Below are 25,688 nucleotides of genomic sequence, written 5' to 3' on the forward strand. Positions count from 1 at the left end.
GTGTGGCGCGGGGGGGTGTGGTGTGGCGGTGTTGGGTGCGCCGCCGGCGGGCGCGGCGCCCCCCACTACCGCTTGAGCCTCTCTCCCGCTTGCGGGAGAGGGGTTGGGGTGAGGGCTGCCTTGCGCGGGTAAAGTCTCTGCCGAGCATGGCTCGGCACTACCACTTGAGCCTCTCTCCCGCTTGCGGGAGAGGGGTTGGGGTGAGGGCTGCCTTGCGCGGGTAAAGTCTCTGCCGAGCATGGCTCGGAACCACATCTTTCGGCTCTATTCGTAGAGCCCCTGCCGAGCATGGCTCGGCACTACAGTTGCTTGTTATTTGACGCGACGCAGGTGCGGGCCACGCTTGTTGAACGGTGGCTGCCCACGCCAGTAGCGGATCAGCAACCAGCCAAACAGCATGCCGCCCAAGTGGGCGAAGTGGGCCACCCCGGGCTGCCAACCGGTGAAGCCCAGCAGCAGCTCAATCGCACCAAACACGATCACGAAAGTACGTGCCTTCATCGGGATCGGCGGGAACAACAGCACCACCCGTTGGTTCGGGAACAACATGCCGTAGGCCAGCAACAGGCCGAACACACCGCCAGAGGCACCCAGCACCGGGTTGTACTCCCCGGCAAACGCAGCCACCAGCAACTGGCACAGGCCAGCGCCGACCACGCACACCATGTAATAGGTCAGGAAGCGCTTCTCGCCCCAGGTCGCCTCCAACGGCGCACCAAACATGAAAAGCGCCAGCATGTTGAAGAACAGATGGCCGAAGCTGCCATGCAGGAACCCATAGCTCAGCAGCTGCCACGGTTCGAATCCCGGTGAATCGCTGAAGACCTGCTGTGAACCCAGCGGCCACAGCATCAGCTGGGTGAAGATGCCCGCCGTCTGCGGAAGCTGCTGCAGCAGGAACAGGACGACGTTGGCGATCAGCAATGTCTGGGTGATCTTGGGTAGGCGCGGGAACATGGTGGCATCCGGGGAAACTGGCTACATCATAGCCGCAGCGGCTAGCCCGGGCCCCAGATCGCCTCGTCCAGGCTGCGCGGCGGTTTGGGCCGCTTCACCCTGCCGTTCTCCACCGCCACGCCCTCGGCCCGCAGCCGCTGGCTCTGTTCGCGCCAACCGCGCGAGCCCTCCGGCATTGCGATGCGACCGTCCGAGCGCAGCACCCGATGCCAGGGCAGCTCCGGGTCCTCATTGCTGCCCAGCAGTCGCGCTACCAGCCTTGCCCTTCCGGGCAGCCCGGCCTTGGCCGCCACTTCGCCATAGCCCAGCACCTGCCCACGCGGAATGGCACGAATCGCCTCAAGGATGCGTGCATGCCCGGCGGCGGCACTGGCCTCCGGGCTCATCGCTTCTTCTTCGCCACGCCGCTGCCCACCAGCAGCACGCCCAGCAGCACCAGCACCGTCCCGGCGCTTTGCCAAATACCCATCGGTTCGTCGAGCAGCCATACGCTGAGCACAATCGTGGAAACTGGCCCCAGCATACTCACCTGCGCCGCTAGCGAAGAGCCAATCCGCTTGACCCCGATCATGATCGCCAGCACCGGCAAGACAGTACAGACCGTGCCGTTGAGCAGTGACAGCCAGTACACCGGCGGCGCGTACTCCCACAGCGCTGCCCAGGGCTGGAACAACAGGTATTGGCCGATGCACAGCACGCAGGCCACCATGCTGGCGTAGGCAGTCAGGCGCACCGCGCCAATCCGCGCCACCGCCTGACCACTGCCGAACAGATACACCGCATAACTGAGCGCACTGGCGAACACCAGGGCCGAGCCGATCAAGGTACGCCGGCCTTCGAGCTGGATGTCATGGCCGAAAGCCAGCAATACGCCGAGGTAGCTGACCAGCAAGGCCGCTACCTGGATGCGGGTGGGCCGTTGCTTGAGCACCACCAATGCAATCAACACCACCAACGTGGGGCTGAGATACAGGATCAGCCGTTCCAGCGTGGCGCTGATGTATTGCAGGCCAAGGAAATCCAGATAGCTCGACAGGTAATAACCACTGAAGCCGAGCAGCAGCACCCGCCAACGATCACCGACCGACAGCGGCTGCGCGCGCCGTGCCGCCCACACGCCCATGGCGATGAAGAACGGAAACGCGATCATCATCCGCAGCGCAAGCAAGGCGGTGGCATCGGCGCCATGCCGGTAGGCGAGCTTGACGATCACCGCCTTGCCGGACGCGGCGATCGCACCGGTGGCGGCCAGCAACAGGCCGCTGATCAACAGCCGACGCGAACTGGTGGGCAGTGTTGGCGTGGCCATGGTGGCCTCGCGCTGGTTTGGAGCAGTCACGCTGTTACGGCATACGGGGGAGATGGCTTTCCATTATGGGCGCTAAGGGATTTGTACGGGCTGGCGGGTAGGACCAAGGCGTTTACCGGAGAAGGAGCAAGATCAACTACACCCCTCCCCAACCCTCCCCTTGCCTGCGGCAAAGGGAGGGAGCAAACGCATTGTCGGCGACTGCAGGATCCGCCTCCTCCCTTGCGCGCAGCGCAGGGGAGGATTGAGGAGGGGTGCCTTTGCACTGTTGCTGTTGCTATTGCTGTTGCTGCCCCCTCAGCGCATCAGAACAACTTCCTCAGCCGAAGTCGGATGGATCGCCACCGTCTCCTCCATCTGCCTGCGTGTCACGCCAGCCTTCACCGCCACCGCAAATCCCTGCAGGATTTCGTCGGCGCCCTCGCCCAGCAGATGGATGCCAACCACCTTCTCGTCCTCGCCAGCGCAAACCATCTTGAACAGACTGCGCACTTCACCCTGCCCCAGCGCCTGCAGCATCGGCCGGAAGCGGCTGTAATACGTGCTCACCTTGCCAAAGCGCCTGCTCGCCTCTTCCTCGCTCAGGCCGACACTGCCCAGCGGCGGATGCGCGAACACAACACTGGGAACATTCTCGTAATCGAGCCTGGCCTCCGGATGCCCGCCCAGCACGCGATCCATCAGCCTGCGCGCGGCTGCAATCGCCACCGGCGTCAGGGTCACCCGGCCAGTAACGTCGCCGACCGCATAGATGCCAGGCACCGAGGTGTTCTGGTAGTCATCCACCTCGACCTGGCCCTTCTCGCCCAGCTTCACGCCTGCCTGCTCCAGACCAAGTCCTCGGGTATTCGGTCCGCGCCCGGTCGCAAACAGCACGGTGTCGAACACAGCCTGCTCGGGGCCGTTGTGCAGCTGCGCGCGGATCTGTTGCTGCTGCCGCTGCAGCGCCTCCACCTTGCAGCCGAAGTGCAGCTCCACGCCCTGCAGGCGCAGGTTCTCCGCCAGCTGGTCCGACACTTCCGCGTCAAACTTGTCCAGCAGGCGCTGTCCGCGTACCAGCAAGGCAACCTCGCTACCCAACGCTCGTAGCACGCCAGCAAGCTCCACCGCGATATAACCACCGCCTACCAAGGCAACGCGGTTCGGCCGCGCCCGCAGCGCAAAAAAATCATCCGACACACCACCCAACGCTGCCCCCGGCAACTCCGGCTTGAGCGGATGCGCGCCGGTAGCGATGACGATGTGCTCGGCGCGGAACTGGGTGCCGTCCTCGCACTGAACCGTGTGCGCATCGATCAGATGTCCACGATTGCTGACCCGCACCACGCCGGTTTCATCCAACCGCTTCTGGTAGCTGGCGTGGATATTGGCGATGTACTGCTGGCGTCGCTCCAACAGGGTTGACCACGTCAGCGCCGGTTCGGCAGGCACATCGAAACCGATCTTCCGTGCCAGTCCAATGCGCTCGGCCAGGTCCGCAGCCAGCCACATCGCCTTCTTCGGCACGCAGCCCACATTGACGCAGGTGCCCCCCAACGGCGCAGGCTCCAGCATCGCCACCTTGGCGCCGTAGGATGCTGCGCGGAATGCGGCAGCCAAGCCGCCCGAGCCGCCCCCCAGTACCACCACATCGTAATTGCGCGCGCTCACTGGAAACGCTCCACGCGATACGGCGCAGGATCGATTGCAGGCGCTTGCCCGGTGATCAAATCAGCCATCAGTTGTCCGCTCCCACTGCTCATACTGATGCCGAGCATGCCATGACCCGCCGCTAGCCAGACGTGAGCGTGCAAGGGTGAGCGCCCCAATATCGGCATGTCATCCCAGGTCATCGGCCGCCAGCCATACCAGCGCTCATGGATGACCTCGCCGATCGGCTGGCGCAGATACTGTCGCGCTGCCTGCTCCAGCGCCTGCAGACGGGTCCCATTCAAACGCCGGTCCTGCCCGGAAAACTCCATCGTGCCGCCCAGCCGCATCTGCTCAGCCCAGGCAATGACGAACACCGATCGATCCTTCAGCACCACCGGCCGACTCGGCACCTGCACCGGGCAGCTGCCGGTGATGGAATAGCCCTTGCCTGCCTGGATCGGGGCGCGTAGCCCCAACCTGACGGCCAGCCGTGGTGACCACGCACCGGTCGCAAGCACCAGTTCACCGGTATCACGGGCACCTCGATTGGTCTGCACGCGTACGCCCTGCCGGTGCGGCTCGAAGGATTGCACCGCGCAGTACTCTTCAACCAGCACACCGCGCGCACGCAATACCCGTCCCAGCTCGGCGGTATAGCGATCAGGGCGCAGACTGGCGTCACCCGGGAAACGGATCGCACCGATCACACCGTCCTTGAAGGCGGGCTCAGCACGAACGTAATCGCTGCCATCGAGGATCTCGGTAGCGATGCCAAGGTCTGCCAAAGCACCGCATTCGGTCGCATGCGTGTCGAAATTGTGTTGCTGGCGGAACACATAATCCAAACCCTTCTCGGCGAACTCGCAATCCAGCTGGTAGCGCTGCACCCAATCGGCCAGACGCTGCCGCGAATCGTTCAGCAATGCAGCGCGCCCCTGCGCGCTGTGCAGCCAGTCCTGTCGATTGCAACGAGCGGCGAACTTGAACAGCCAGCGCCACAGCGCTGGATCAGGTCGCGGTGGGATATACAACGGCGCCTGCGGCGACAGCATCCAACGCAGCGCACGCATCGGCACACCCGGCGCCGCCAGCGGCGGTGCATGACTGGGGGTGATGGTGCCGCAGTTGCCGTGCGAGGTCGCGCCGCCAAGTTTGCCAGCGTCAATCACCCGCACCTGCCGTCCCGCTTCGGAAAGCGCCAACGCGGTGGCCAGACCGGTGGCACCGGCACCAACAACAAGTACATCGTCTTCGGGACAGTTCACCCGGTCATTTTATTGCCGCGAATGCCTCAGCGCCGCAGTGGTGGCAATTGCAAGTATGTAAACGCCCGCCACAGCCACTCCACCGGACCGTACTGGAAACGCCGCAGCCATAGCTGGCTGAGCAGTACCTGCATGGCGAACAGAACAACCGCAAACAGCAGCTGTGAGGCACGCCCAACCTGTTCAAACCAGCCCAGCCCATAGCCGTAGAACACCAGGGTGCAGACCAGCGACTGCCCCAGGTAATTGCTCAAGGCCATGCGCCCGGCGGGCGCCAACCATCGCAGATGGCGACTCCAGCGCACACCCCATGCGAGGTAGCCCAGACACATCATCAAACCGGCGACTGCCGTCAGCGCGTAGGCGCCCGCGCTGCGCATGTTGAATTGCCCCGGGGCGTTGTACGGCAGCACCCAGGTACTCAGCAGCATCACCGCCAAACCGATAGGCAGCAGCAACCAGCGCAAGCCTGCCCACAACCGCGGATAGCGGCCCGGCTCGGCAATGGCGCCACTGCGCGCGAACCATGCGCCGATCAGGAACATACCCAGCACCTGCGGACCGACAACCAGCAACGCCCCCAGGGAAGCGAAGACGTCACGCAGACGTTGCGCGACCGCCTGCAGGTAGCTGCCATGCCCGTACGCCTGGCGCTGCGCCTCGATTGCCTTTGCCGCGGCAGCTGCCTGCGCACTGGCAGCATCGGCCGGCACAAGCTGCATCAAGGCGCCCAGCATCAACATCAGCACAGCCGCGCCCAGATACGCCATCGTCCCCAGCGCGGGCAACCAGCTGCGCGGCGCCTCACGGAAGGCCAGCAATACGAAAGACAGCAGCGCGTAGGCGACCAGGATGTCACCGGACCACAGCAGCAGTCCATGCAGCACGCCGATGACCAGCAGACCCAGGCTGCGGCGCAGATAGAAACGGGTGAAGTCACGCCCCGCCATGGCAGCCCGCTGCGCCATCACCGCGAAGCCGGCGCCGAACAGCAGCGAGAACAGGGTAAAGAATTTGCCCTGCACGAAGACGTAGACAAAAGCATCGGCCCAGTAGTCCCAGCCCTGCCAGTGCGGATCGATGCCGGTAAAGGACATGTCCATCGGCCCGCTGAAGGCCTCCATGTTCATCAGCAGGATGCCGAACAGGGCAAAGCCGCGCAGCACATCCAAAGTAGCGATGCGCTCATTGCCCGCAACAGGCTGGAAAACAGAAGTAGACAACGGCGACGTCCTTCAGCAAAAGGTGCGCGATTAGAGCACGCAAGCCAAGGTAGTGCCGAGCCATGCTCGGCAGGGGCTCCACTGCAAAGTGCTTGCCGAGCATGATTCGGCACTACAGGTACGGCGAGCAATGTGGAATCCGCGGAGCGGTGACTGCATCAGCCAGCCCGGGGCCTACCCCTCCCCAACCCTCCCCTTCGCTGCGCGAAAGGGAGGGAGTTGAGCCATACTCGGTAGAAGTTCTACCGGTAAAGCCTCTGCCGAGCATGGCTCGGCACTACATGGGATGGCCCCACAACGCAGAACGGCCCGCTTTCGCGGGCCGTTCCGATGCTGCATTGCCTTGCGGCAAACGCTTAGTGCTGGTGACCGCCGTCGCCGTGCACGTGGCCGTGCTGCACTTCTTCTTCGCTGGCTTCACGCACTTCGACGATTTCCACGTCGAAATGCAGGTCCTTGCCGGCCATCGGGTGGTTCAGGTCGACGTCGACCACGGTCATGCCGACCTTCTCGACGGTGACAGCGCGCGGGCCGAAGTTGGTCTGCAGGATCACCTGGGTGCCCGGGATCAGCGGGGTCTTGCCGAAGTGCTTCTTCGGCACGCGCTGGGTCATGCCCTCGCGGCGCTCGCCGTAAGCATCGGCCGACGTCACGTCGACGCCGAAGCTTTCGCCGGCTTCCTTGTCCATCATCGCCGCTTCCAGGCCCGGGATGATGTTGCCGTGGCCGATCAGGATGGCCAACGGATCACGGTCCTTGGAGCTCTCGATCGGCTCCTGGCCGACTTCGGAGACGGTGTAGTGGAAACGGACGACGCGGTCTTTTTCGATCTTCATGCGCAACTCTGATAAATGGCTGCCCGCTGGCAGACGTTGGGACGGCTTGTCGGCCGCCGGGGACGCCGCCATGATGACGGCCTTCTAAGGTGGCGCATTATCCGGGCTCCATGCACATCACGCCAGTTCTCCGCTTCCGCTCGTGGCGCCTGCCGGCCACACTCCTGACCGTCGCGCTGCTGACCGCCTGCGAGCATAGCCCCCCGAAACGGGCCTCGGCACCCAATCCGGCCCGCAACTACTCGCCGGTCGCCCCCGCCGACCCCGCCGCAGCCGCCTCGGTGCTGATGCGCGCCCTGGGCCTGGTTGGAACGCCGTACCGCTACGGCGGCAATACCCCGGAGTCCGGCTTCGACTGCAGCGGCTTGGTCACCTATGTCTACCGGGACATGCTGGCCTTGAACCTGCCACGCACCTCGCGCGAGCTGGCCGCCATCCAGGGGCCAAAGATCGCTCCCGATCGCCTGAGCGCCGGCGATCTCGTGTTCTTTGGGAACAAAGGCAACGTCTTCCACGTCGGCATTTATGTAGGTGAAGGCCGCTTCGTACACGCTCCCAGCACTGGCGGAACCGTCCGCCTGGACCACCTGGATGGGGCTTACTGGCGCGATCATTACACCGGTGCGAAGCGGGTATTACGGTAAAACGAGACATTCCTCGCGAAAAATAACAATTATTTAACGAAATTTGTACCTATCCACACGTTTCACAAGGCATGATCGCCCATCGACTTTTTCCAGTGACTGCCGCGTGACGACTGACAACACGTCCCATCCGAGCCAGCCCAAGATTGTTCCGCTCACCCTCCGCCGCCTGATCTGCGCCGCGGCACTGGCTCTGGCCAGCCTGCCCGCCCTCGCCCAGAGCGCCGATACCGCCCCGGCAGCCAAGCCGGCTGCGGCCAAGACCGAAGCACCGCGCAGCAGGGCTGACAGCGCTGCCACCGCCACACTGGCCGCGCTGCTGCCGCATCTGGCCGCCAGCGACACCATTCCGCTGATGGACCGCTCAGCGATGTTTGCCGGCGATCTCAGCCGCCTTATCTCCGCCTACGACGCCTCCAAGGGTGTCTCCGCTGCCACCGAGGCAGCATTGGCCAACGACTCCGACGGCAAGGTGCAGTCCATCCTGCGCCGCGCCATGACCCTGCTGGGCACCCCGTACCGCTGGGGCGGCACCTCGCCGGACGCAGGCTTTGATTGCAGCGGCCTGGTCGGTTACGTGTTCCGTACCGCCCTGGGTGTCGAGCTGCCGCGCGTATCGCGCGAGATGGCCAGCCAGGCCAATGCCGAACTGATCAATGACCGCGCCGCGTTGGCCGCTGGTGATCTGGTGTTCTTCGGCCGCAAGGGCCGCGTAGACCACGTCGGCATCTATGTCGGCGAAGGCCGCTTCCTGCATGCCCCGAGCACCGGCAAGGACGTCCGCACCGACACCCTGCTCACCGGTTACTGGGGTGACAAGTTCATGCAGGCACGCCGCATGGCGCTGTAAGCGCCCTGCTGGCAGCTACCTGCCAAGCCGCAACCTTCGGGTTGCGGCTTTTTTATTGGCCGTCCTTTCGACATCACTTGTCCTCCACAAAAGTTAATGCGAACAACGCTCCTGCCGCCTGCAACAAAGTGCCAAATACGATTGCGCATGCGTGAATCACAGGTATATGGTGACGCCGAATGGAGGAGTGACCAGGCATGGCCGCAACATCTGTGTCAAGTACACGTTGTGTGATCTGGTTTGGAAATCCGGGGGCAAGAGAGAAAGTAATGCTGGCTGCGGATGGCTGGCAGGTGCGAACGGTACTTCCCCAACAGCCCGCCGACATTGGCATGCGTGGCGGCGACACGGTGGTTGGCCTGATCGATTTCCGCACCAGCTCGGAAAGTGAGCTGGAGCGCATCGGCAAGCTCACCGCCGAGCATCACCATATGCCGTTGTTTGCCATCACCCCGGCCAGCGATGGCATTGGGCAATCGCCCCTGCATCCCTTGCTTGCCGCCTGCCGCCAACAGTTCCCGCATCCACCGGATCTGAAGGAACTATTGCGCGGGCTGCAGGGCCTGAGCAATGAAGTGCCACGTGCAGCCAGTGAAGACGTGCTGGATACCCTGCTCGGCGAGAGCGAGGTGATGCTGGTCATGCGCGCCACCCTGCGCAAGTACGCGCCGGTGGACCTGCCGGTCCTGATCACCGGAGAGACCGGCACCGGCAAGGAGGTCGCCGCCCATGCGCTGCACCGCCTGTCGGCGCGCAACGGCAAGCCCTTCCAGGCCATCAACTGCGGTGCCATTCCTTCCACCCTTGTCCAGTCGGAATTGTTCGGCCATGAGCGTGGAGCCTTCACCGGTGCCACCGGCCGTCGCCAAGGCCTATTTGAAACCGCACACACCGGCAGCGTGTTCCTGGATGAAGTCGGCGACCTGCCGCTGGATGCGCAGACCAGTCTGTTGCGGGTATTGCAGGAAGGCACCATCGAGCGGGTTGGCAGCAATCAGCCCATCCCGGTGGATGTACGCATCCTCGCCGCCACCCACGTGGATCTGGAACGTGCGGTGGAAGAAGGCCGCTTCCGTCGCGATCTTTATTACCGCCTGAACGTGCTGCGCCTGTCGATGCCGCCACTGCGCAAACGCGATGGCGACATTGAACTGCTTTCGCGCCAGTTCCTGCGCAACTTCCGCACCCGCCACCCCACCCGCGCCCGCGGTTACACCACTGAAGCACGCCAGGCAATGGACCGCTTCCCGTGGCCCGGCAATGTCCGCGAACTGCTCAACCGGGTACAACGTGCGGCCATCACCGCCGAAGGCGAGTTGATCAGCTGCGCGGATCTGGAGCTCAACCAGGCTGCCAACGACGCCCAACTCAGCCAGGCGCGGAGCCGGGCCGAACGCGAAACCCTGCTGTCCTGCCTGCAACAAAGCCAATACAACATCAGCGCCTGCGCGCGACTGATGAAAGTCTCACGGGTCACCATCTACCGCATGTGCCGCAAGCATCACCTGGAGCTGGAAGCGCTGCGTTGATCGACTGCACGCAGCGCCCGCCTCCACCAGAGCTCATCCCGCGATCATCCTCACAGCATGTAAGGCAGCTTGAACGCCAGGGTGAAATCCGGCGCATCCGGGGTAAGGCCAATTCCCAGCATGCTCACAAAAGTGGCCTTGGATGTCAGCGCATAGGTCACGCCCAGATTGAGCGTCCCCGCGTTGCCATCACTGCCGATCACCTTCATCCACTTGCCGTTCTTGTAACGCGTGCTGGCACGTGCACTCATGCGGTCGCTGAAGGAAATGCTCAAACTGGTGCGCTCGTTGAATGCAAACGCCACGCCTGCGCCGAAGTAATACGAATCACCCAGCGTCACCTCACCAGGATTGACCGTATCCGGATTGGCATCGATGTCGTCGAAGCTGCGCTTGAACGAGCGCACATAACCGATGTTGCCGAACAGGATCGCCGGGTCCGCACTCTTCACCGCCGACAGGCCGATGTTCGCCTGCCATAGACCGTTGCCGGTCGGCTGCTTGGAAGGCACCGCGAAACGGATGAAGTCATCGTCGTCGCGCTCGATCACCTTCCAATCCAGGCCATAGGGCTCGCGCCCCGTCGGCGCGGTGATACCGCCGGTCAGGACGGTCTCCGGGCGCCAGCCGCGTTCACCAAACAGCTTGTAATTGGCACTGACGGTGACATCGCCAATCCCGGTGCCATGGGTTTCCTCCTGCGCGATGGCCGCCGCTGAACCACCTGCACCGCCCTTCTGGTAAATCGTCTTGCGGGCGATGTACGGCACATCCAGGTTCAAGGTCAGGCGGGGATTGAGGCCCCAGCGTGCGGCAAAGTTGTAGGTGAGCGAATCGGACTCGACGTTTTCGATGGCGATGTTGCCGAGAAAGATCGCGTCCAACGCCAGGAAGCCGTTGAGGGTCAGCTGTTTGCGGTCATAGCGTGCATAGGTGATGCTGTTTTCCAGCGTCAGCTTTTGATTGAACAGCGCCGATTGTTGTTGCTTCACGTCATCAACACTGCGCCGTGCCGCTTCCTTGGCCTGCTGTGCTTCAGCCGCGCTGCTTGCATAGCCCTCGCCGGCCGGGGCCGCAGTTGCGGGCGGGGCTGTCGCTGCGGTGGAAGCAGCTGCGGCCTCACCCGCGGGCAACTGCGGTGTCGGCAACACCTGGGCGGTCTTGCCACTGACCCGCGCCTGAATTGCCTGCACCTGCATATCCAATTCCCGCAGACGCCGCACCTCCTGGGCATAGCTGGCCTTGAGTGCTTCCAGCTGCGCCACCAGTGCCCTTACATCCTCTGCATCCTTGTTGCCGGTTGTCGCCTCCTGCGCCATCACCCGTGGTGAAGCAACAGTCAGACTCACCAGCGCCGCCATCGCCAGTCGTTTCATTGTGTCGTTCCTCTACGTTGGACTCGCCAAAAACACGGGCCTTCCCGTGCTCACTGCCCGCCTATCCCGCCAATCCCCCGATTGAGCGTGATGGCCTGTGCCACGTTCTGGGCCAACGGCAGGTTCCCCGCCATCGACTCCCTTACCAGATCAATCTGCAGCCGGTTGCTGACCAACTGACCATCGCTGGTCAGCTGGACACTCTGGCCAACGCTGCCACTGCGTAGCCACTGTTGCACAGCGCCCTGCCCCTGGATGGTCAGCTGCAGGCGCGCAGCATTGCCGTCGAAGCTGGCCACCGCGCTTGCGTCACCCGACTGTGCCGTTGCATTGCCTGCTATCGATCCACTGACGCCGGGCACGACGCCGTCGTTGCGTACATTCAGATGCATGACATTGCTGGCCCGATTGCCGTCGCCGGCGATCTGCACGCTCTGGCTGACACCGGCCACGTTGTTCAAACCACTACCATCGATGCTGCGTCCGCTGGAATCCGGCAAGGGCGCATTGGCATCGGTGATGCTGACGATCGGTGTGAACGTCACCTTCGGCACGTTGCCACCTTTGCTGAAGTCCATGCCCAGCGTCATCGCGCCCTGCAGGCTCTGGCCCGTCGTGGTTTGCCAGGTAGAGACCATGGTCACCCCGAACCATGCCACCGCGTTGCCACCCACGGTATAGCGGCCACGCATCAGATTGAGTTCCGGATCCGGAATCTCGTGCAGGCCCTTGCCTGGCTTTTGTGGTGTTTCCGCGCCAACTGCTGGCAGCGCGAGCGTCAGCGCTAAAGCCAGCAGGGCGAACTTGGTTGCGTTCATCACAACACTCCTTCAGAACAGGTCGGCATGGCTGAAGCCAAAGTCGACCAGCTCCGCATCGGTAATGGGGCTGGCCCCCTGGCGTGCATACAGCGCGCGCGCACTGGGCCTCTCACTGGGTTGCAGCAGCACCGTATTGCGATCGAAGTCACTGCCTATGACCACGAACACCGCGCGCGATGGCCAGGCTTCAAGAAACTCCGGCAACGGCACCACGCGGTTGCCAAGGATCGGGTCAGCGACCTCGGCCATGCCATCGCGTATCTGCTTGAGCACGACGAAGTGGCGGAAGCCACGTACATCCATCAGCACCAGGCTGGGGACGCGCAGGTTCATCAGCCGCTCCTCGTCAATCCGGTAGCCGCGACCGCGCATACCCAGGGATTCCACGTAACGCTTGATATCCAGCAACGAAAATCCACGTTGCTTCACCAACTCCGGGTCGGCAACTCCCATCATGCCCTCGATCACCGTCGCCTCGTCGGTGTTGAGGTGGTATGCATGCTTGAGGATAGTCGCCAGCGCCGCGGCACCGCAGCTGTAGTCGGTCTGCTGCCGCACCAGGTTGCGGAAGCGCCGTTCCTTCATGCTTTCGATCTTGCCGCTGTACAACGCACCATTGGGCAACACACTGCTGAATGCCACCTCGCCTGCGTGCAGCAGGCCCGGCGACACACTCAACGCACAAGCCAACAGCAGCGATCGACCAAACATGGGCGTGGTACCTCCAGAGCGCCGGAAGGTGGGAGCCCCCCTCCCGGGGGAGTGGAATGGGGGCTCCCGGAACCCGGCCATTGGCGGATGGCCGGGCTTGTTACGCTGAGCCAGTGCGTCATCCACGGGGATGACGCATCCGGTTACGGCTCGTTACCGGTACCACCACCACCGGTTGACGGCTGTGCCACCGCCAGCGCGAGGCTGTTGGCCTGCAGGTTGCCGGTGCCGGAGGAGACATTGACACCGATGTTGCCGGACGCGCCGGAGAACGCGCTGCCCGAGAGGCTGGCCGTGTTGGTCGCATCAACCGCGATCCAATCGATGTCGATCACCTTGCCGCTCAAGCTGGCAGTGAGATCGGCGGTGCCCATCTCGGAGAAGCTCGAGGTGCCCTTCTCGTCGGTATCCCATGCCATGCCACCAACGCCCGGCTTGTACGGGTTTGCAACAGCACCCTGGGTCTGGTTATCCCAATCCGAGTGACCGGTCTGGTCGCCGGCCGGATGCGTATCGCCCGACCAGTTGTCTACGTAGAAGTTGCTCTTCTGGTAGGAATTGCCGGTGCCGGTATAAGTGCCGGTGCCGGTGCCCTTGGTGGTGCCGGTGACCTTGCCACTCATGCTGATCGAATAGCTGTTCACGAGGTAGTCGTAATAGCCATCGTTGCTGACTTCATTGCCCGAGGACACCTGGTTCGAGCTGATGCTCGAGGTGGCATAGGCACTGGTGGCGACCGAGGCAGCCAGAGCGTTCTTCTGCTCGTTGTTGTTGCCCGAGGTCACGTTCACACCGATATTGCCACTGGCCCCGGAGAAGGCATTGCCGCCCACGCCTGCGCTATTGGTCACACCGTAGTTCATCGTGGTGTTGTTCATGCCACTCTGGTTCACGAACACTTCCGCATCCGCCATGCCGAAGCTGAAGGATGCATCCGCTGCCGACAGTGCAGCCGCATTGTCCTGGGTATTGTTGTCACCAGCGGCGACGTTGAAGCCCAGGTTGCCCGAAGCATCGGAACCAACATCATCGGCAATCGATGCATCGTTGTTCAGCAGGCCGTTCTCGGCATGGTTGTTGGAGATCGACTGGCGGTTGTCGATGATGGCAATCGCGGCCGAGTCCAGATCGATGTTGCCGGTAATGGTCGGGTCGCCGGAGAAGTTGACGTCCGAGCTCAGACGCATGTCCTTCTCAAGGTTCACATCCACGCCATGGTTGTTCTTTTCCTTGCGCTCGTCGGCAGAGATGTTGGAGGTCTTCTGCACGTTCTCGGTTACATCGCTGGACCAGGTGCTGGTCGTCTCGGTGTTGGTCCGTGTGTCCGTGTTGTTGCGCGTATCGTTGTAGCGCAGGCGGGCTGCGGCATCCAACTTCAGATCAATGTCGGTATCGACATTGGTGTTGATGTTGGTGTTGGTGTTGGTATTCGTCCGCGTCTCAGTCACAGCATGCTGGTGATTGATGTTCGCGGTCGCGTTCTGGTCATCCGCCGCATTGGCTGCCGCGCTGAGGGTCAGCGCGGAAACCGCCATGGCGAGTACATTCCATTTGATCGCTTTCATGGTGCCCTCTTCAGATTTTCTGATGCATCGGGTGGATGGAACTGTGCTCACGGGGTGCCCTGCACGGAGATGCTGAATCTGTTCTCCGTTGCGTTGCCTGATCCCGCGATCTGATTGAGTTGCAGTACGCCGTCAAATCCGCGCAATGCGGATGCCTCCACGCCAACCCGGCGGGTTGCGCGGGGGTCGCTAACGGTGGACTGCCCCCCTGCCGACGCGAGCACTTCGGATGAAGCCATGGCCTCATCACTTGCCTCGCGTATGCCCTGTGCGGCCAGTGTCGCGGTGACGGAGTTCAACTCCGCGTTGCCGCCGCCACTGGCCTGATTGATTGATGCGATGCCGCCAGCGCCTGCCAGCGCATTGCCGCCGATGGTGGCGGTGGCCTGCATCGGCGAATTGAAAAGGTTGGACTGACGTTGCTGCAGGCTGCGAACACTGGCCGACGCGTGTCCACCATTGGCCATGCTGTGCAGGTTGGCCTGCAGGTTGAGATCACCCGCCGCCTGGTTGACCTTGATCGAGCCATTGGCACCGGCCAAGGCCCCACCGTCAACCCGCGTGTCGGTGGAAAGATAGGACAGCATGCCGCTGTAGCTGTCAGTACCCGATTGCGCTTGTGCACTGCCCGCAAGGGCAAGCGCAACTACAAGCAGGGCAGCGGGAATGGGGGCGAAGGAAGCGTTCACTTGCCACCCGGCCCGGCCGGCTGGCCCAGCGGGAACTGCGCCAAGGCGCCACGTACCTGGTCGCCAATCCCACGTGTCGCACCACCCACGGCGCCCATCGGGCCACCGATGGCGCGTGACAACTGGCCTCCGGACAACATACCGTCATCGCCGACAACGCGTCCCAAGGTGCCACCTACCATGCCGGTGGTTACCCGCTCGACCGTGGTCTGGCCATGCCCGGCCAGCTGACTACCAGCCATGCCCGAACCCATTGCCGCATAGTCATCATCGCTGAGCTCGCTCATGCCACCAGCCCCGAGCGCGGAGCCCAGCTCCTTGCGTGGCGAGGGATCGGCAATCAAGGCCATGCCTGGCGGTGCCATGCGGTAGGCCGGCCGCGTCGATACATCGCGCAGCAACACGATCTCGCCCGGCTGTGCCTTTACGCCCTGACGTGCACCGGAAGCCATGGCGGCCTCACTAGCGGCAGTACTGACCAGCAGCAAACCGATCAGGGCGGCATAACGATGTAGGGTCCAGCTGTCCATTGCGTCGTCCACTCGTACCAACGCGAGTGATAGAGCAGCATCCGTGCCAAGCAAAAATTTCAATTAAAAACAACAACTTGTTGATACAACCCAGCCCCCATGGGTGTATCCATGTCACAGCCATGCTGATATCAAAGTCAGCGCATGGAAGCCCTGATGGAACCGCGAAAGGCATGCGCTGCCTGGCTTTCACGCAGCTGTATCAGTGCTGTTACAGACAGTTGTTACACCTGCTACAAACAACAACCGTCGGATATAGGCCGGCAACGGCCCTGCGCTGCATGTAGGAGCAGCGTAAGCCGCGAAGCCGGCGGCGCCGGGCTACCCGCATCTCTGGCACCCGATGAAGTCCGGGTTTCGCGGCTTTCGCCGCTCCCAAAAAAAATCCGATGCCAAGGGACTGGCATCGGATTCTGGGTGACTCAAGTACTCAGGTGAACGGTATCGCGGCGATGCCGATCCATTCCTGACGCTGCGATTGCAAACCCGCTAGTCCGGATGGCGCCCACTCGCACCAGCACCCATCGCCGGCGTACCCGCAGCGTCGTACACCTGCTGATCGAGCAGCCCGGTCTCCTTGGCCACGATCACCGGCACCACCATCTGCCCGGTGACGTTGGTCATGGTACGCATCATGTCGAGAATGCGGTCGATGGCGTACAGGTAACCGATCGCTTCCAGCGGCAGGTTGGCCGCGCTCAGCACCACCGTCGCCATCACCACCGCCGTGCCCGGTACGCCGGCCGTGCCGAAGCTGCCCAGCACCGATGCGATCAGCACGATCACGTATTGCTCCGGGGTCAGTGGCACGCCGGTGTATTGGGCAATGAACACCGCACACAAGGCCGGGTAGATCGCACCGCAGCCGTCCATCTTGATGCTGGCACCCAGCGGCACCGCGAACGATGCGTAATCCTTGTTGACGCCGAGGTTGTCGCTGATGGAACGCATCGCCACCGGCATCGCCGCGAAACTCGACGAAGCCACGAACGCCACCTGCATGCCTGGCGCCGCACCACGGAAGAACTTCCACGGATTCAAGCCATGCGCAAGCAACAAGCCGCTGTAGACGATGACGATGTGCAACGCACAGGCCACGTACAGTGCCAGCACGAAGTTGCCCAACGGCAGCAGCTTCTCGAAGCCATAGCTACCAACCAGCCCGGCGATAAGGCCGAAGGTACCCAGCGGCGTCATCTCAAGCACGAAGCGGGTCACCTGGATCATGATCTCGCTCATCTGCCCGACCAGCTTGCGCGCTTCGTTGACCTTCTCGCCCAGCTTGACCATCGCAAAGCCAAGCAGACCGGCGAAGAAGATCACCGGCAGGATCGAGCCGCGCCCGGCCGCCAGCACCTGTTCGCCAGCCGCATTGGCCTTGGTACCGATGCCAGCCAGTGCGTAGAACACATTGGACGGCACCACATCCATCAGCACCTTGGCGATCGAAGGCACGTCACGCGGGGTGTAGGCCGTGTCCACCGCCAGCTTCAGGCCACCGGTGCCCGGCTGCATCACCGTGCCGACCAGCAGGCCGATGCCCACCGCGAATGCGGCGGTGATCACGAACCACAGGAAGGTGCGGCCACTCAGCGCGGCAACCGACTTCTGCCCATGCAGCGAACCGATGGCGTTGATCACCGCGAAGAACACCAGCGGCACCGCAATCATCTTGATCAGGGTGACGTAGAGCTCACCCAGCGGACCGAAGAAGGTCTCAGCCGCCGGTCCCAGTGCCCAGCCAGCCAGCGCGCCCAGCACGAAGCCGCCGACCACCCGCTGCCAGAAGGGGATCCGCAGCCAGGCAGAAACCACATTCATATCGTCAATCCGGGATAAAAATCGAAGGTTGTCACGATAGCGCAAGGCCTGCGCCAGAACGATGCCCACACAGAAAAGCTGCGTGTCATATGCATGCCTTCCACGCTTGACCATAATGGCGGTCTGTCTTCATCCAGCGGTAACAACCACGATGCACAAAGCCAGTTTCCTGTCCGCCGCCCTGTCCACCCTGCTGCTCGGCGCCTGCGCCAGCACCGGCCCGCAGTCCGGCCCGGCCAACGCAGTCAGCGTTGACGTCCCCCAGATCACCCGCCCGGACGGGGAAACCCCGCAGTGGTGGTACCGCGACGGCGCCGCCCGCGCCGCCGGTAATGGCGCCATGGCCGGCAAGGCCAAGAACGTGATCCTGTTCCTGGGCGACGGCATGAGCCTGACCACCGTGGCCGCCGCGCGCATCCTCGAAGGCCAGCGCAAGGGCCAGCCAGGTGAAGAGAACCTGCTGTCCTGGGAACGCTTCCCGGCCACTGCGTTCAGCAAGACCTATAACACCGACTCGCAGACTCCCGATTCGGCCGGCACCATGACCGCCATCACCACCGGCGTGAAGAGCCACATGGGCGCCATCGGCGTCAGCGCTGGTAGCCGCAACAACTGCGCCGACAGCCTGCCCAAGGGCCTGCTGACCTGGCTGCAGCTGGCCGACAGCGCCGGCATGGCCACCGGCATCGTCTCGACCGCACGCCTGACCCACGCCACCCCGGCGGCAACCTACGCGCACTCGCCCGAGCGCAACTGGGAAAACGACACCGACCTGCCGGAAGCGGCCAAGGCTGCCGGCTGTGTGGACATCGCCCAGCAGCTGATCTCCACCTCGCGCTACGGCCAGGGCCCGCTGGTTGCGCTGGGCGGCGGTCGTGGTCAGTTCACCACCATCAACGAGCAGGACCCGGAATACGCCGACAAAGTCGGCCTGCGCCTGGACGGCCGCAACCTGGTCGCCGAATGGCAGGCCAAGCACCCGCAGGGTGCCTACGTCTGGAACGCCGACCAGCTCAAGGCGGCCGCCAACGCACCGGCCCTGCTCGGCCTGTTCGAGCCGGACCACATGCAGTACGAGCAGGACCGCCCCAAGGACCGCGCCGGTGAACCGTCGCTGGCCGAACTGACCCGCGCCGCCATCGCCAACCTGTCCAAGCACCAGGAAGGTTTCGTGCTGATGGTCGAAGGCGCCCGCATCGACCACGCCAACCACAGCGGCAACGCAGCGCGAGCACTGGGCGACACCATCGCCATGTCGGATGCGGTCAAGGCTGCGGTGGACGCCACCTCGGCCGAAGACACCTTGATCATCGTCACCGCCGACCACTCGCATACGCTGAACTTCGTCGGTTACCCGGCACGCGGCAACGCCATCCTCGGCAAGGTCAAGGACAAGGGCGGCGAAGACGGCATGGGCACACTGGACCTGGCCCGCGACGGCATGGGCATGCCCTACACCACCCTGAGCTATGCCAATGGCCCGGGCTATAGCGGTGCCAGCAACCAGCAGCCGGCCGGCCCGAAGCGCTTCCCGCATTCGCCGAGCAGCTTCGAGACCGCCAACGGCCGCCCCGACCTGACCCATGTCGACACCGAGCATCCGGACTACATGCAGGAAGCGCTGGTGCCGTCCAAGAGCGAATCGCACGGCGGTGAAGATGTCGGCATCTGGGCGCGTGGCCCGGGCAGCAAGGCCGTGCGTGGCACGATGGAACAGAACACCATCTACCACCTGATCGTGCAGTCCACCCCGCGGCTGCGTGAGCGCCTGTGTGCCCTGGGTACCTGCGACGCGCACGGCGTGCCGGTCGAGCTGCCGCAGCCGGCCAAGTTCGAGCGCAAGGCGCAGTGAGCCTGCTCCGGCAACGTGCCGGATGGCCAGTGGCAGCAATGCTGTCACTGGTCTGGCTGCCAGCGATCGCGCTGGCCGACGAGGCCTGCTACCGGATGGACACCGATGCGTTCAAGATTCTGGAAGGCTGCAAGCGGACCGGCGATGGCAGGCTGATCGTCGCCGAAACGGCGCTGGCGCAGCTTGAGTACGATGCTGATGGACTGACCACGGTCATTGCCGGCAAACAGCACTACTACCTGCGTCGCGACGGACGCCACCTGCCGGTGATCACCTACGACAACGGCCCGGATTACTTCGAGGAAGGCCTGACCCGTTCCATGGTCGATGGCCAGATCGGCTACTACGACCGCCAACTGCAACCAGCCTTTGCCGCCCGCTTCGACTGGGGCTGGCCGTTCAAGGACGGCATCGCCGAGGTCTGCCAGGGTTGCGCACCGGGCAAGCCCGACCCCGGCGGCCACACCGCCATCGAGGGCGGCAAGCACTACCGCATCGATCGCCAAGGCAAAGCCCTGCCCTGACCCGGGGCTGCACGACTTTGTAGGAGCAGCGTCAGCCGCGAAGCTGGCAACAATGGAATCGCCAGCCCATCTGCAATCTGAAGGTTTATCTGCTTCGCGGCTGACGCCGCTCCTACAACTTCGGCAGCAACAATTGCAGCCATCGCCGCCGCCGCCGATACTCGGCGCGGCCATGAACCCGCTTTCTCCTTCACTGCTGCAGTCCGCGACCGACATCCCGGTGATGGTCGGCTTCAGCGGCGGCCTGGACTCCACCGTGCTGCTGCATCTGCTCGCCAACGCCCCGGGACGCCAGCCCGGCAGCCTGCGCGCACTGCATGTGCACCACGGGCTGCAAAAGGCTGCCGATGACTGGCAGCAGCATTGCACCACCCTCTGTGCAGAGTGGGATATCCCACTGCAGGTAGTGCATGTCGATGTTCCGCGTGATGCCGGCCAAGGCCTGGAAGCAGCCGCCCGCGATGCCCGCCACGCGGCCTTCAAGGCCCATCTACGCGAAGGCGAATGGCTGGCCCTGGCCCACCATCAGGACGATCAGGCAGAAACCTTCCTGCTGCGCGCACTGCGCGGCGCCGGTGTCGACGGTCTGGCCGCGATGCAGGCAGAACGCAGTTTCGGAACCAATACCTTGTGGCGGCCACTGCTGCAGGTGGCGCGCGACGCGCTGGAAACCTATGCCAGCCAGCATCAGCTGCAGTGGATCGAGGACCCCAGCAACGGCAGCGTGGACTTCGACCGCAATTTCCTGCGTTTGCAGGTGCTACCGCTGCTGCGCCAGCGCTGGCCACATGCAGCTGCAGCGATGGCACGCAGCGCCGAACTTGCGGCACAGGCAGCGGCGCTGTTGCATGAGGATGATGCAGGCCTGCTGCAACGCTGTCTGAGCACGGAGAACGCACTGCTGCTGAGCGAACTCGAGCAACTCGCTACATCACAGCAATCCCGCGTACTGCGCTTGTGGGCGAAGCAACAGGGCCTGCCAGCACTGCCGGCCAAGGGCGTACAGGCAATCCAGCAACAGCTGCTGGCCGCTGGCCATGACCAGCAGGCCGAGTTCCGATGGCAGCAGGCCCGCATCGTGCGCTGGCGTGACCAGCTGCATGCAACCGCCGTGATCAAGCCCTGGCCCGAGGGCTGGACGCGTCACTGGGACGGCGCCCAACCCGTGGATCTCCCCGACGGCGGCAAACTGCTGTTGCACGGCGCCAAGGCCTTCGATGAACCGCTGCAGTTGCGTCAACGCCACGGCGGCGAGCGTATCCAGCTACCGGGCCGCAGCCACAGCCATCAACTCAAGCATTGCCTGCAACAGGTGGGCGTGCCCCCTTGGTTGCGCGCGCAGATGCCACTGCTCTGCGCCGACGGCAAGGTTCTGGCGGCGGCGGATCGGGTCATCTCAGCCCCGCTGCAGGCGTGGTTGCAGGCGCGTGGCGCCTCACTGCAATGGCTGCCGCCAGATCCGGTGAATTGACCCTTTCCCGCTGGCCGCTCACACTTGCGTCATGGCAAAGAAGTCCCCCAATGAAACCTCGCCGGTCGCCCACTTCGAGCAATCGCTCGAAGAACTGGAGCAGCTGGTAGAGAAGATGGAAGCTGGCGACCTGAGTCTGGACCAGTCGCTGACCGCATACGAACGTGGCGTAGGTCTCTATCGCCAGTGCCAACAGGCGCTGGAACAGGCCGAACTACGCGTACGCCTGGTGACCGACCCGGCCCAGCCGGAGAAATCCGAACCCTTTGAAAGCAGTGGCAATGAAGACTGACGCCCTGCTCACCCGCTGGCTGGAACGCACCGAAGAACAGCTGCAGGACGCCCTGCCCGACCCGGAGCTTGCACCACAACGCCTGCACCAGGCCATGCGCTATGCGGCGCTTGGCGGTGGCAAGCGCATGCGGCCGATGCTGGTCTACGCCACCGGCTATCTGTTCGGCGCCGACGAAGCGCGCCTGGACGCCGCTGCGATCGCGGTCGAGTTCATCCACGCCTATTCGCTGGTGCATGACGACCTGCCCGCAATGGACGATGACGCCCTGCGCCGCGGCCGCCCGACCACCCATATCGCCTTTGACGAGGCCACCGCGATCCTTGCCGGTGATGCCTTGCAGACCCGCGCCTTTGAGATTCTCGCCGACGCCTGGATGCCACCGGCATTGGCACTGAACTGCATGAAGACATTGGCCGGTGCCTCCGGCGCTGCCGGCATGTGTGGCGGCCAGGCGCTGGACATCGACGCCACCGGTCAGCAGCAGGCACTGGATGACCTCAAGCGCATGCATGCGATGAAGACCGGTGCACTGATCCGCGCCGCGGTGCGCATGGGCGCACTGTGTGGTGAAGCCAGCGATGCCCAGCTTGCACAGCTGGACAGCTTCGCCGACACGCTGGGCCTGGCTTTCCAGATCCGCGACGACATCCTCGATGTCGAGGCCAGCTCCGAGCAGCTGGGCAAGACCGCCGGCAAGGACCAGGCGCAGGACAAGTCGACCTTCCCCTCATTGCTGGGCATGGACGGTGCCAAGGCCACCCTGGCCGAGCTGGCAACGGCAATGCAGGCAGCATTGGTACCGTTCGGTCAGCGTGCGGCGGCGTTGTCGGCATTGGCCGAGCTGACGGTGCGTCGCTCGCATTGATTCACCGCAGCGTTTGTAGGAGCTGCGTAAGCCGCGAAGCTCAAGAGCCAACAGCACAAGCCAACCCCTCCCCAACCCTCCCCCTTCGCTGCGCGGAAGGGAGGGAGCGAAAACACGGCAGACAGCAAAAAGCCCGGGAATCCCGGGCTTTTTGTTTGACAACCAACGCGCTGATTACTTGATCAGGCGAATGGTCAGCGGGTAGCGGTAGGTCTCGCCCTTGTTGGCAGCCAGGCCAGCAAGAATTGCGAACACCAGGCCACCGATCCATGCCACGGCATAGGTCAGGAAGCCGATCAGCACGACCATCAGGATGCCGCTGATGAAGTAAGCGCCCAGCAGCGTCAGCTGGAAATTCAGCGCTTCCTTGGAGTTGGCGTTCAAGAAGGCCTTTTCCGGCTTGTCCTTGTTCACCAGCCAAACGATCAACGGCACGATGAAGCTGAAAAAGATGCCCGACAGGTGCACCAGCATTGCAATGCTGTTGTCATCGGAAGCGCCGGCGCTGGTCGGTGCCGGCGGCGGAGTGGTCTGGTAATCGCTCATTGTTTCCCCAAGATCCTTGTAAAGGGCTTATCCATGAAGGTAGGTAGCTATAGGAAGTACATCTACTTCCACATGAGAATAGTCCGCTGTTTGGCAAGACTGCGTCAATCATTACCTGCCACGGTCATCTTGCCGACCAGTATTGAGCCGGTGGAAACATGCGAGCGCGGGTCCACATCGGTGCCCACCGCCTCGATGCCGGCAAACATCTGCTTGAGGTTGCCGGCGATGGTGATGCCGTCCACCGGGTAAGCGATCTGTCCGTTCTCCACCCAGAAGCCACCGGCACCGCGTGAGTAATCACCGGTGATGCCATTCACGCCCTGCCCCATCAATTCGGTCACCAGCAGACCCGTGCCCATACCCGACAGCATGGATGCACGGTCGCCTGCATTGGCCTTCACTTTCAGGTTATGCACGCCACCGGCATTGGCCGTGGTCTGCAGGCCCAGCTTGCGCGCCGAGTAACTGCCCAGGATGTAACGCTGCAGAACGCCGTCGGTGATCAAGGCCGAGTTGCGGGTGGCTACGCCTTCGCCGTCGTAGGAACTGGAGCGCAGGCCGCGACGCAGCAGTGGCAACTCATCGATGGCGAACCAGTCCGGGAACAGCTGGGTGTCCACACTGTCGAGCAGGAAGCTGGCACGGCGATACAGGGCGCCACCCGATACGGCACTGAGCAGATGGCCGATCAGGGAGCGCGCCATTTCGGCTGCGAACAGCACCTGCACCTCGCCGGTCGGCAGTGAGCGTGGCTGCAGCCGGGCGACGGTTCGCTCGGCCGCGCGCAGGCCCACCGCCGCCGGATCATCGAGATCTTCGCGGGCGATGGCACTGGTGTACCAGCCATCGCGCTGCATGCCGTCACCCTGGCCGGCGATCAGCGCGCAACCGATGGAATGGTGGCTGCTGCGGTCACGGCCGATGAAACCGTGCGAGTTGGCGTACACCGACACGCTCTGCGCGGTGGAGGCCGATGCGCCATCGGAGTTGCTGATGCGGCTGTCGCTGTCGCGGCCAGCCGACTCACAGGCCAGCGCCAGGTCCAGCGCCTGCTCGGCGGTGAGCTCCCAGGGGTGCCAGCTGTCCAGGTCCGGGAATTCGGTGGCCATCAGCGCAGGATCGGCCAGGCCGGAGGCCGGATCGTCCTCGGTATGGCGGGCGATGGCGCAAGCCTGGGCCACGGTGGCCTCCAGGCTGGCTTCCTGCAGGTCGGCGGTGCTGGCGCTGCCCTTGCGCTGGCCGAAGTACACGGTCACCGCAATGCCACGGTCGTGGGTGGCTTCCACCGTCTCCACCTCGCCCAGGCGCACGTTCACGTCCAGCCCACGGTCCTCGCTGCAGCTGACCTCGGCCTGGCTGGCGCCCATGGCGCGGGCCCGTTCCAGCAGGCGCTGGGAGATGCCGGTCAGGCGTTCCAGGCGCTGCAGGCTGTCGTCGGCGGCAGGCTTATCGGTGCTAATGGCGTTCAATGCTTTATCCTTGGTGGCCAAATCCCTTCACATCTGCCCGGTCTTGCATGACTGGCGGCGGCGTGACGTGGATTTTTCGTGGAGCCCGGCGAGTGCCAGGCTTTCCTGTCATGAAGTTTAGTAGGTAGCAGTGCGATGCGCGGACGCGATCAAGAAACCGGTGAATTTTTGGGCGAAAGCCGTAGCCAGAACCGGCGCGAAGCGCTGGAAGTGCTGGCGCTGGGCGAAACCCTGGTGGAGCTGACCCCGGCGCAGCTGGCGCGCCTGCCGATCCCGGAAGGCCTGCTGGAACACATCGAGTACTCCAAGCGCATCACCTCGCACGGCGCGCGCAAGCGCCAGCTGGCCTTCCTGGCCAAGCAGATGCGCCGCGAGGAAGACGAGACGCTGGATGCGATCCGCAATGCACTGGACGCCAACAGCGAGACTTCGCGCCGCGAAGTGGCGATCATGCACCGCATGGAGCGCTGGCGTGAGCGGCTGCTGGCCGAGGGTGATGTCGCCCTGGGCGAGCTGCTGGACGAGCATCCGGAGGCTGACCGCCAAGCCCTGCGCACGCTGGTGCGCAATGCGCTGGCCGAGAAGGCCAAGAACAAGCCGCCGCGCGCCTACCGCGAGATCTACCAGGTATTGCGCGAGCTGATGCTGGTGCCGGTGTTGAGCGCGGCAGCGGAAGTGGGTGGCGATGATGACGATGCTGCTGATGATGTGGAAGGCGACGACGAGCAGGATTGATCTGGATTGAGGGGCCTTGCTGCTGGTTTGGTTCTGCAGCGAAAAGCTTCCCCTCATCCGCCCCCCGCCAAAGCCGGGGGCGCGGGCGATGGGCGACAACCCCCACGGCGGCGGCAAGCGCGGCGGGAGCTGGGGGGATTGCGTGACGGACGAAGGCAGAGACCACTGGC

At 63.7% G+C, this 25,688-nt stretch carries 24 protein-coding genes and 1 pseudogene; 9 read left to right on the forward strand and 16 right to left on the reverse strand.

Annotated elements, in window-relative coordinates; all coding sequences use genetic code 11:
- Nucleotides 1-312 precede the first annotated feature (312 nt).
- The 7 genes from AC1VWL_RS16200 to AC1VWL_RS16230 form a co-directional block, all read right to left on the reverse strand.
- Nucleotides 313-957, reverse strand: a complete 645-nt coding sequence (locus tag AC1VWL_RS16200; protein WP_282272667.1) for a rhomboid family intramembrane serine protease — start codon at nt 955-957, stop codon at nt 313-315.
- Between the two features lie 41 nt (nt 958-998).
- The gene (locus tag AC1VWL_RS16205) at nt 999-1,418 is read right to left on the reverse strand and encodes an MGMT family protein (protein WP_481615713.1); all 420 of its coding nucleotides are present in this window, start codon (nt 1,416-1,418) and stop codon (nt 999-1,001) included.
- Nucleotides 1,340-2,266 (reverse strand): DMT family transporter, encoded by a 927-nt coding sequence (locus tag AC1VWL_RS16210; RefSeq protein WP_481615714.1) that lies wholly within the window; start codon nt 2,264-2,266, stop codon nt 1,340-1,342. Before AC1VWL_RS16210 ends, AC1VWL_RS16205 begins: the two co-directional genes overlap by 79 nt.
- A 297-nt stretch (nt 2,267-2,563) precedes the next feature.
- Nucleotides 2,564-3,916, reverse strand: coding sequence for a glutathione-disulfide reductase (gene gorA, locus AC1VWL_RS16215; protein ID WP_482987364.1), 1,353 nt, complete (start codon nt 3,914-3,916; stop codon nt 2,564-2,566).
- A complete protein-coding gene (locus AC1VWL_RS16220; protein WP_482987365.1) occupies nt 3,913-5,163 on the reverse strand; it encodes an NAD(P)/FAD-dependent oxidoreductase in 1,251 nt (416 codons plus the stop codon). The genes gorA and AC1VWL_RS16220 overlap by 4 nt, the downstream gene beginning before the upstream one ends.
- 26 nt (nt 5,164-5,189) lie before the next feature.
- Nucleotides 5,190-6,386 (reverse strand): DUF418 domain-containing protein, encoded by a 1,197-nt coding sequence (locus AC1VWL_RS16225; protein WP_482987366.1) that lies wholly within the window; start codon nt 6,384-6,386, stop codon nt 5,190-5,192.
- A gap of 356 nt (nt 6,387-6,742) precedes the next feature.
- Nucleotides 6,743-7,222, reverse strand: coding sequence for an FKBP-type peptidyl-prolyl cis-trans isomerase (locus AC1VWL_RS16230; protein WP_282271251.1), 480 nt, complete (start codon nt 7,220-7,222; stop codon nt 6,743-6,745).
- 46 nt (nt 7,223-7,268) lie between these two features.
- Between AC1VWL_RS16230 and AC1VWL_RS16235 the strand changes: the two are divergent.
- From AC1VWL_RS16235 to AC1VWL_RS16245, 3 genes and pseudogenes are all read left to right on the forward strand, one after another.
- Nucleotides 7,269-7,866, forward strand: a pseudogene (locus tag AC1VWL_RS16235) (C40 family peptidase).
- A gap of 106 nt (nt 7,867-7,972) precedes the next feature.
- Entirely contained in the window at nt 7,973-8,716 is a 744-nt protein-coding gene (locus AC1VWL_RS16240; protein ID WP_482987367.1) for a C40 family peptidase, read from the forward strand.
- Nucleotides 8,717-8,913: 197 nt separating this feature from the next.
- Nucleotides 8,914-10,245 carry a sigma-54 interaction domain-containing protein gene (locus AC1VWL_RS16245; protein ID WP_481534061.1) on the forward strand — a complete coding sequence of 444 codons (1,332 nt, stop codon included), beginning with the start codon at nt 8,914-8,916 and terminating at the stop codon, nt 10,243-10,245.
- A 50-nt stretch (nt 10,246-10,295) separates the two neighbouring features.
- Here AC1VWL_RS16245 and AC1VWL_RS16250 read toward each other — a convergent pair whose 3' ends face one another.
- The 7 genes from AC1VWL_RS16250 to AC1VWL_RS16280 form a co-directional block, all read right to left on the reverse strand.
- On the reverse strand, nt 10,296-11,621 hold the full coding sequence (locus AC1VWL_RS16250; protein WP_482987368.1) for a transporter: 1,326 nt from the start codon (nt 11,619-11,621) through the stop codon (nt 10,296-10,298).
- 50 nt (nt 11,622-11,671) lie between these two features.
- A complete protein-coding gene (locus AC1VWL_RS16255; protein ID WP_481534059.1) occupies nt 11,672-12,439 on the reverse strand; it encodes a hypothetical protein in 768 nt (255 codons plus the stop codon).
- Nucleotides 12,440-12,451: 12 nt separating this feature from the next.
- Entirely contained in the window at nt 12,452-13,153 is a 702-nt protein-coding gene (locus AC1VWL_RS16260; protein WP_481534058.1) for a C39 family peptidase, read from the reverse strand.
- Nucleotides 13,154-13,296: 143 nt separating this feature from the next.
- Nucleotides 13,297-14,718, reverse strand: a complete 1,422-nt coding sequence (locus tag AC1VWL_RS16265) for an adhesin (RefSeq protein WP_482987369.1) — start codon at nt 14,716-14,718, stop codon at nt 13,297-13,299.
- 47 nt (nt 14,719-14,765) lie between these two features.
- A complete protein-coding gene (locus AC1VWL_RS16270; protein ID WP_482987370.1) occupies nt 14,766-15,305 on the reverse strand; it encodes a hypothetical protein in 540 nt (179 codons plus the stop codon).
- Nucleotides 15,306-15,403: 98 nt separating this feature from the next.
- A complete protein-coding gene (locus tag AC1VWL_RS16275) occupies nt 15,404-15,937 on the reverse strand; it encodes a hypothetical protein (protein ID WP_481534055.1) in 534 nt (177 codons plus the stop codon).
- Nucleotides 15,938-16,426: 489 nt separating this feature from the next.
- Nucleotides 16,427-17,758, reverse strand: a complete 1,332-nt coding sequence (locus AC1VWL_RS16280) for a dicarboxylate/amino acid:cation symporter (protein WP_481534054.1) — start codon at nt 17,756-17,758, stop codon at nt 16,427-16,429.
- A gap of 151 nt (nt 17,759-17,909) precedes the next feature.
- Between AC1VWL_RS16280 and AC1VWL_RS16285 the strand changes: the two genes are divergently transcribed.
- From AC1VWL_RS16285 to AC1VWL_RS16305, 5 genes are all read left to right on the forward strand, one after another.
- Nucleotides 17,910-19,610 (forward strand): alkaline phosphatase, encoded by a 1,701-nt coding sequence (locus tag AC1VWL_RS16285; protein WP_482987371.1) that lies wholly within the window; start codon nt 17,910-17,912, stop codon nt 19,608-19,610.
- Between the two features lie 38 nt (nt 19,611-19,648).
- Nucleotides 19,649-20,134 (forward strand): WG repeat-containing protein, encoded by a 486-nt coding sequence (locus AC1VWL_RS16290; protein ID WP_482987372.1) that lies wholly within the window; start codon nt 19,649-19,651, stop codon nt 20,132-20,134.
- A gap of 172 nt (nt 20,135-20,306) precedes the next feature.
- Nucleotides 20,307-21,605 (forward strand): tRNA lysidine(34) synthetase TilS, encoded by a 1,299-nt coding sequence (tilS, locus tag AC1VWL_RS16295; RefSeq protein WP_482987373.1) that lies wholly within the window; start codon nt 20,307-20,309, stop codon nt 21,603-21,605.
- A gap of 31 nt (nt 21,606-21,636) precedes the next feature.
- Entirely contained in the window at nt 21,637-21,897 is a 261-nt protein-coding gene (locus AC1VWL_RS16300; RefSeq protein ID WP_282269773.1) for an exodeoxyribonuclease VII small subunit, read from the forward strand.
- Entirely contained in the window at nt 21,887-22,765 is an 879-nt protein-coding gene (locus tag AC1VWL_RS16305) for a polyprenyl synthetase family protein (protein WP_482987374.1), read from the forward strand. The genes AC1VWL_RS16300 and AC1VWL_RS16305 overlap by 11 nt, the downstream gene beginning before the upstream one ends.
- Before the next feature lie 174 nt (nt 22,766-22,939).
- On the opposite strand, the gene AC1VWL_RS16310 is transcribed toward AC1VWL_RS16305, so the two are convergent.
- Nucleotides 22,940-23,311, reverse strand: a complete 372-nt coding sequence (locus AC1VWL_RS16310) for a DUF4870 domain-containing protein (protein WP_296246007.1) — start codon at nt 23,309-23,311, stop codon at nt 22,940-22,942.
- A 104-nt stretch (nt 23,312-23,415) separates the two neighbouring features.
- Nucleotides 23,416-24,783: a metalloprotease PmbA gene (gene pmbA, locus AC1VWL_RS16315; protein WP_481534049.1), complete on the reverse strand. Its 1,368-nt coding sequence runs from the start codon at nt 24,781-24,783 to the stop codon at nt 23,416-23,418.
- Nucleotides 24,784-24,918: 135 nt separating this feature from the next.
- Between pmbA and yjgA the strand changes: the two genes are divergently transcribed.
- Entirely contained in the window at nt 24,919-25,518 is a 600-nt protein-coding gene (yjgA, locus tag AC1VWL_RS16320; RefSeq protein ID WP_481534048.1) for a ribosome biogenesis factor YjgA, read from the forward strand.
- Nucleotides 25,519-25,688: the final 170 nt, after the last annotated feature.

Source organism: Stenotrophomonas sp. STEN063, from assembly GCF_056854515.1.

What these genes read in the sequence shown, in the direction of transcription:
- AC1VWL_RS16200 (WP_282272667.1), bottom strand. Translation starts at nt 957, where the DNA reads ATGTTCCCGCGCCTACCCAAGATCACCCAGACATTGCTGATCGCCAAC.
- AC1VWL_RS16210 (WP_481615714.1), bottom strand. Translation starts at nt 2,266, where the DNA reads ATGGCCACGCCAACACTGCCCACCAGTTCGCGTCGGCTGTTGATCAGC.
- AC1VWL_RS16230 (WP_282271251.1), bottom strand. Translation starts at nt 7,222, where the DNA reads ATGAAGATCGAAAAAGACCGCGTCGTCCGTTTCCACTACACCGTCTCC.
- AC1VWL_RS16245 (WP_481534061.1), top strand. Translation starts at nt 8,914, where the DNA reads ATGGCCGCAACATCTGTGTCAAGTACACGTTGTGTGATCTGGTTTGGA.
- AC1VWL_RS16250 (WP_482987368.1), bottom strand. Translation starts at nt 11,621, where the DNA reads ATGAAACGACTGGCGATGGCGGCGCTGGTGAGTCTGACTGTTGCTTCA.
- AC1VWL_RS16255 (WP_481534059.1), bottom strand. Translation starts at nt 12,439, where the DNA reads ATGAACGCAACCAAGTTCGCCCTGCTGGCTTTAGCGCTGACGCTCGCG.
- AC1VWL_RS16260 (WP_481534058.1), bottom strand. Translation starts at nt 13,153, where the DNA reads ATGTTTGGTCGATCGCTGCTGTTGGCTTGTGCGTTGAGTGTGTCGCCG.
- AC1VWL_RS16265 (WP_482987369.1), bottom strand. Translation starts at nt 14,718, where the DNA reads ATGAAAGCGATCAAATGGAATGTACTCGCCATGGCGGTTTCCGCGCTG.
- AC1VWL_RS16270 (WP_482987370.1), bottom strand. Translation starts at nt 15,305, where the DNA reads ATGCTGTCCTATCTTTCCACCGACACGCGGGTTGACGGTGGGGCCTTG.
- AC1VWL_RS16275 (WP_481534055.1), bottom strand. Translation starts at nt 15,937, where the DNA reads ATGGACAGCTGGACCCTACATCGTTATGCCGCCCTGATCGGTTTGCTG.
- AC1VWL_RS16280 (WP_481534054.1), bottom strand. Translation starts at nt 17,758, where the DNA reads ATGAATGTGGTTTCTGCCTGGCTGCGGATCCCCTTCTGGCAGCGGGTG.
- AC1VWL_RS16285 (WP_482987371.1), top strand. Translation starts at nt 17,910, where the DNA reads ATGCACAAAGCCAGTTTCCTGTCCGCCGCCCTGTCCACCCTGCTGCTC.
- AC1VWL_RS16290 (WP_482987372.1), top strand. Translation starts at nt 19,649, where the DNA reads ATGCTGTCACTGGTCTGGCTGCCAGCGATCGCGCTGGCCGACGAGGCC.
- tilS (WP_482987373.1), top strand. Translation starts at nt 20,307, where the DNA reads ATGAACCCGCTTTCTCCTTCACTGCTGCAGTCCGCGACCGACATCCCG.
- AC1VWL_RS16300 (WP_282269773.1), top strand. Translation starts at nt 21,637, where the DNA reads ATGGCAAAGAAGTCCCCCAATGAAACCTCGCCGGTCGCCCACTTCGAG.
- AC1VWL_RS16305 (WP_482987374.1), top strand. Translation starts at nt 21,887, where the DNA reads ATGAAGACTGACGCCCTGCTCACCCGCTGGCTGGAACGCACCGAAGAA.
- AC1VWL_RS16310 (WP_296246007.1), bottom strand. Translation starts at nt 23,311, where the DNA reads ATGAGCGATTACCAGACCACTCCGCCGCCGGCACCGACCAGCGCCGGC.
- yjgA (WP_481534048.1), top strand. Translation starts at nt 24,919, where the DNA reads ATGCGCGGACGCGATCAAGAAACCGGTGAATTTTTGGGCGAAAGCCGT.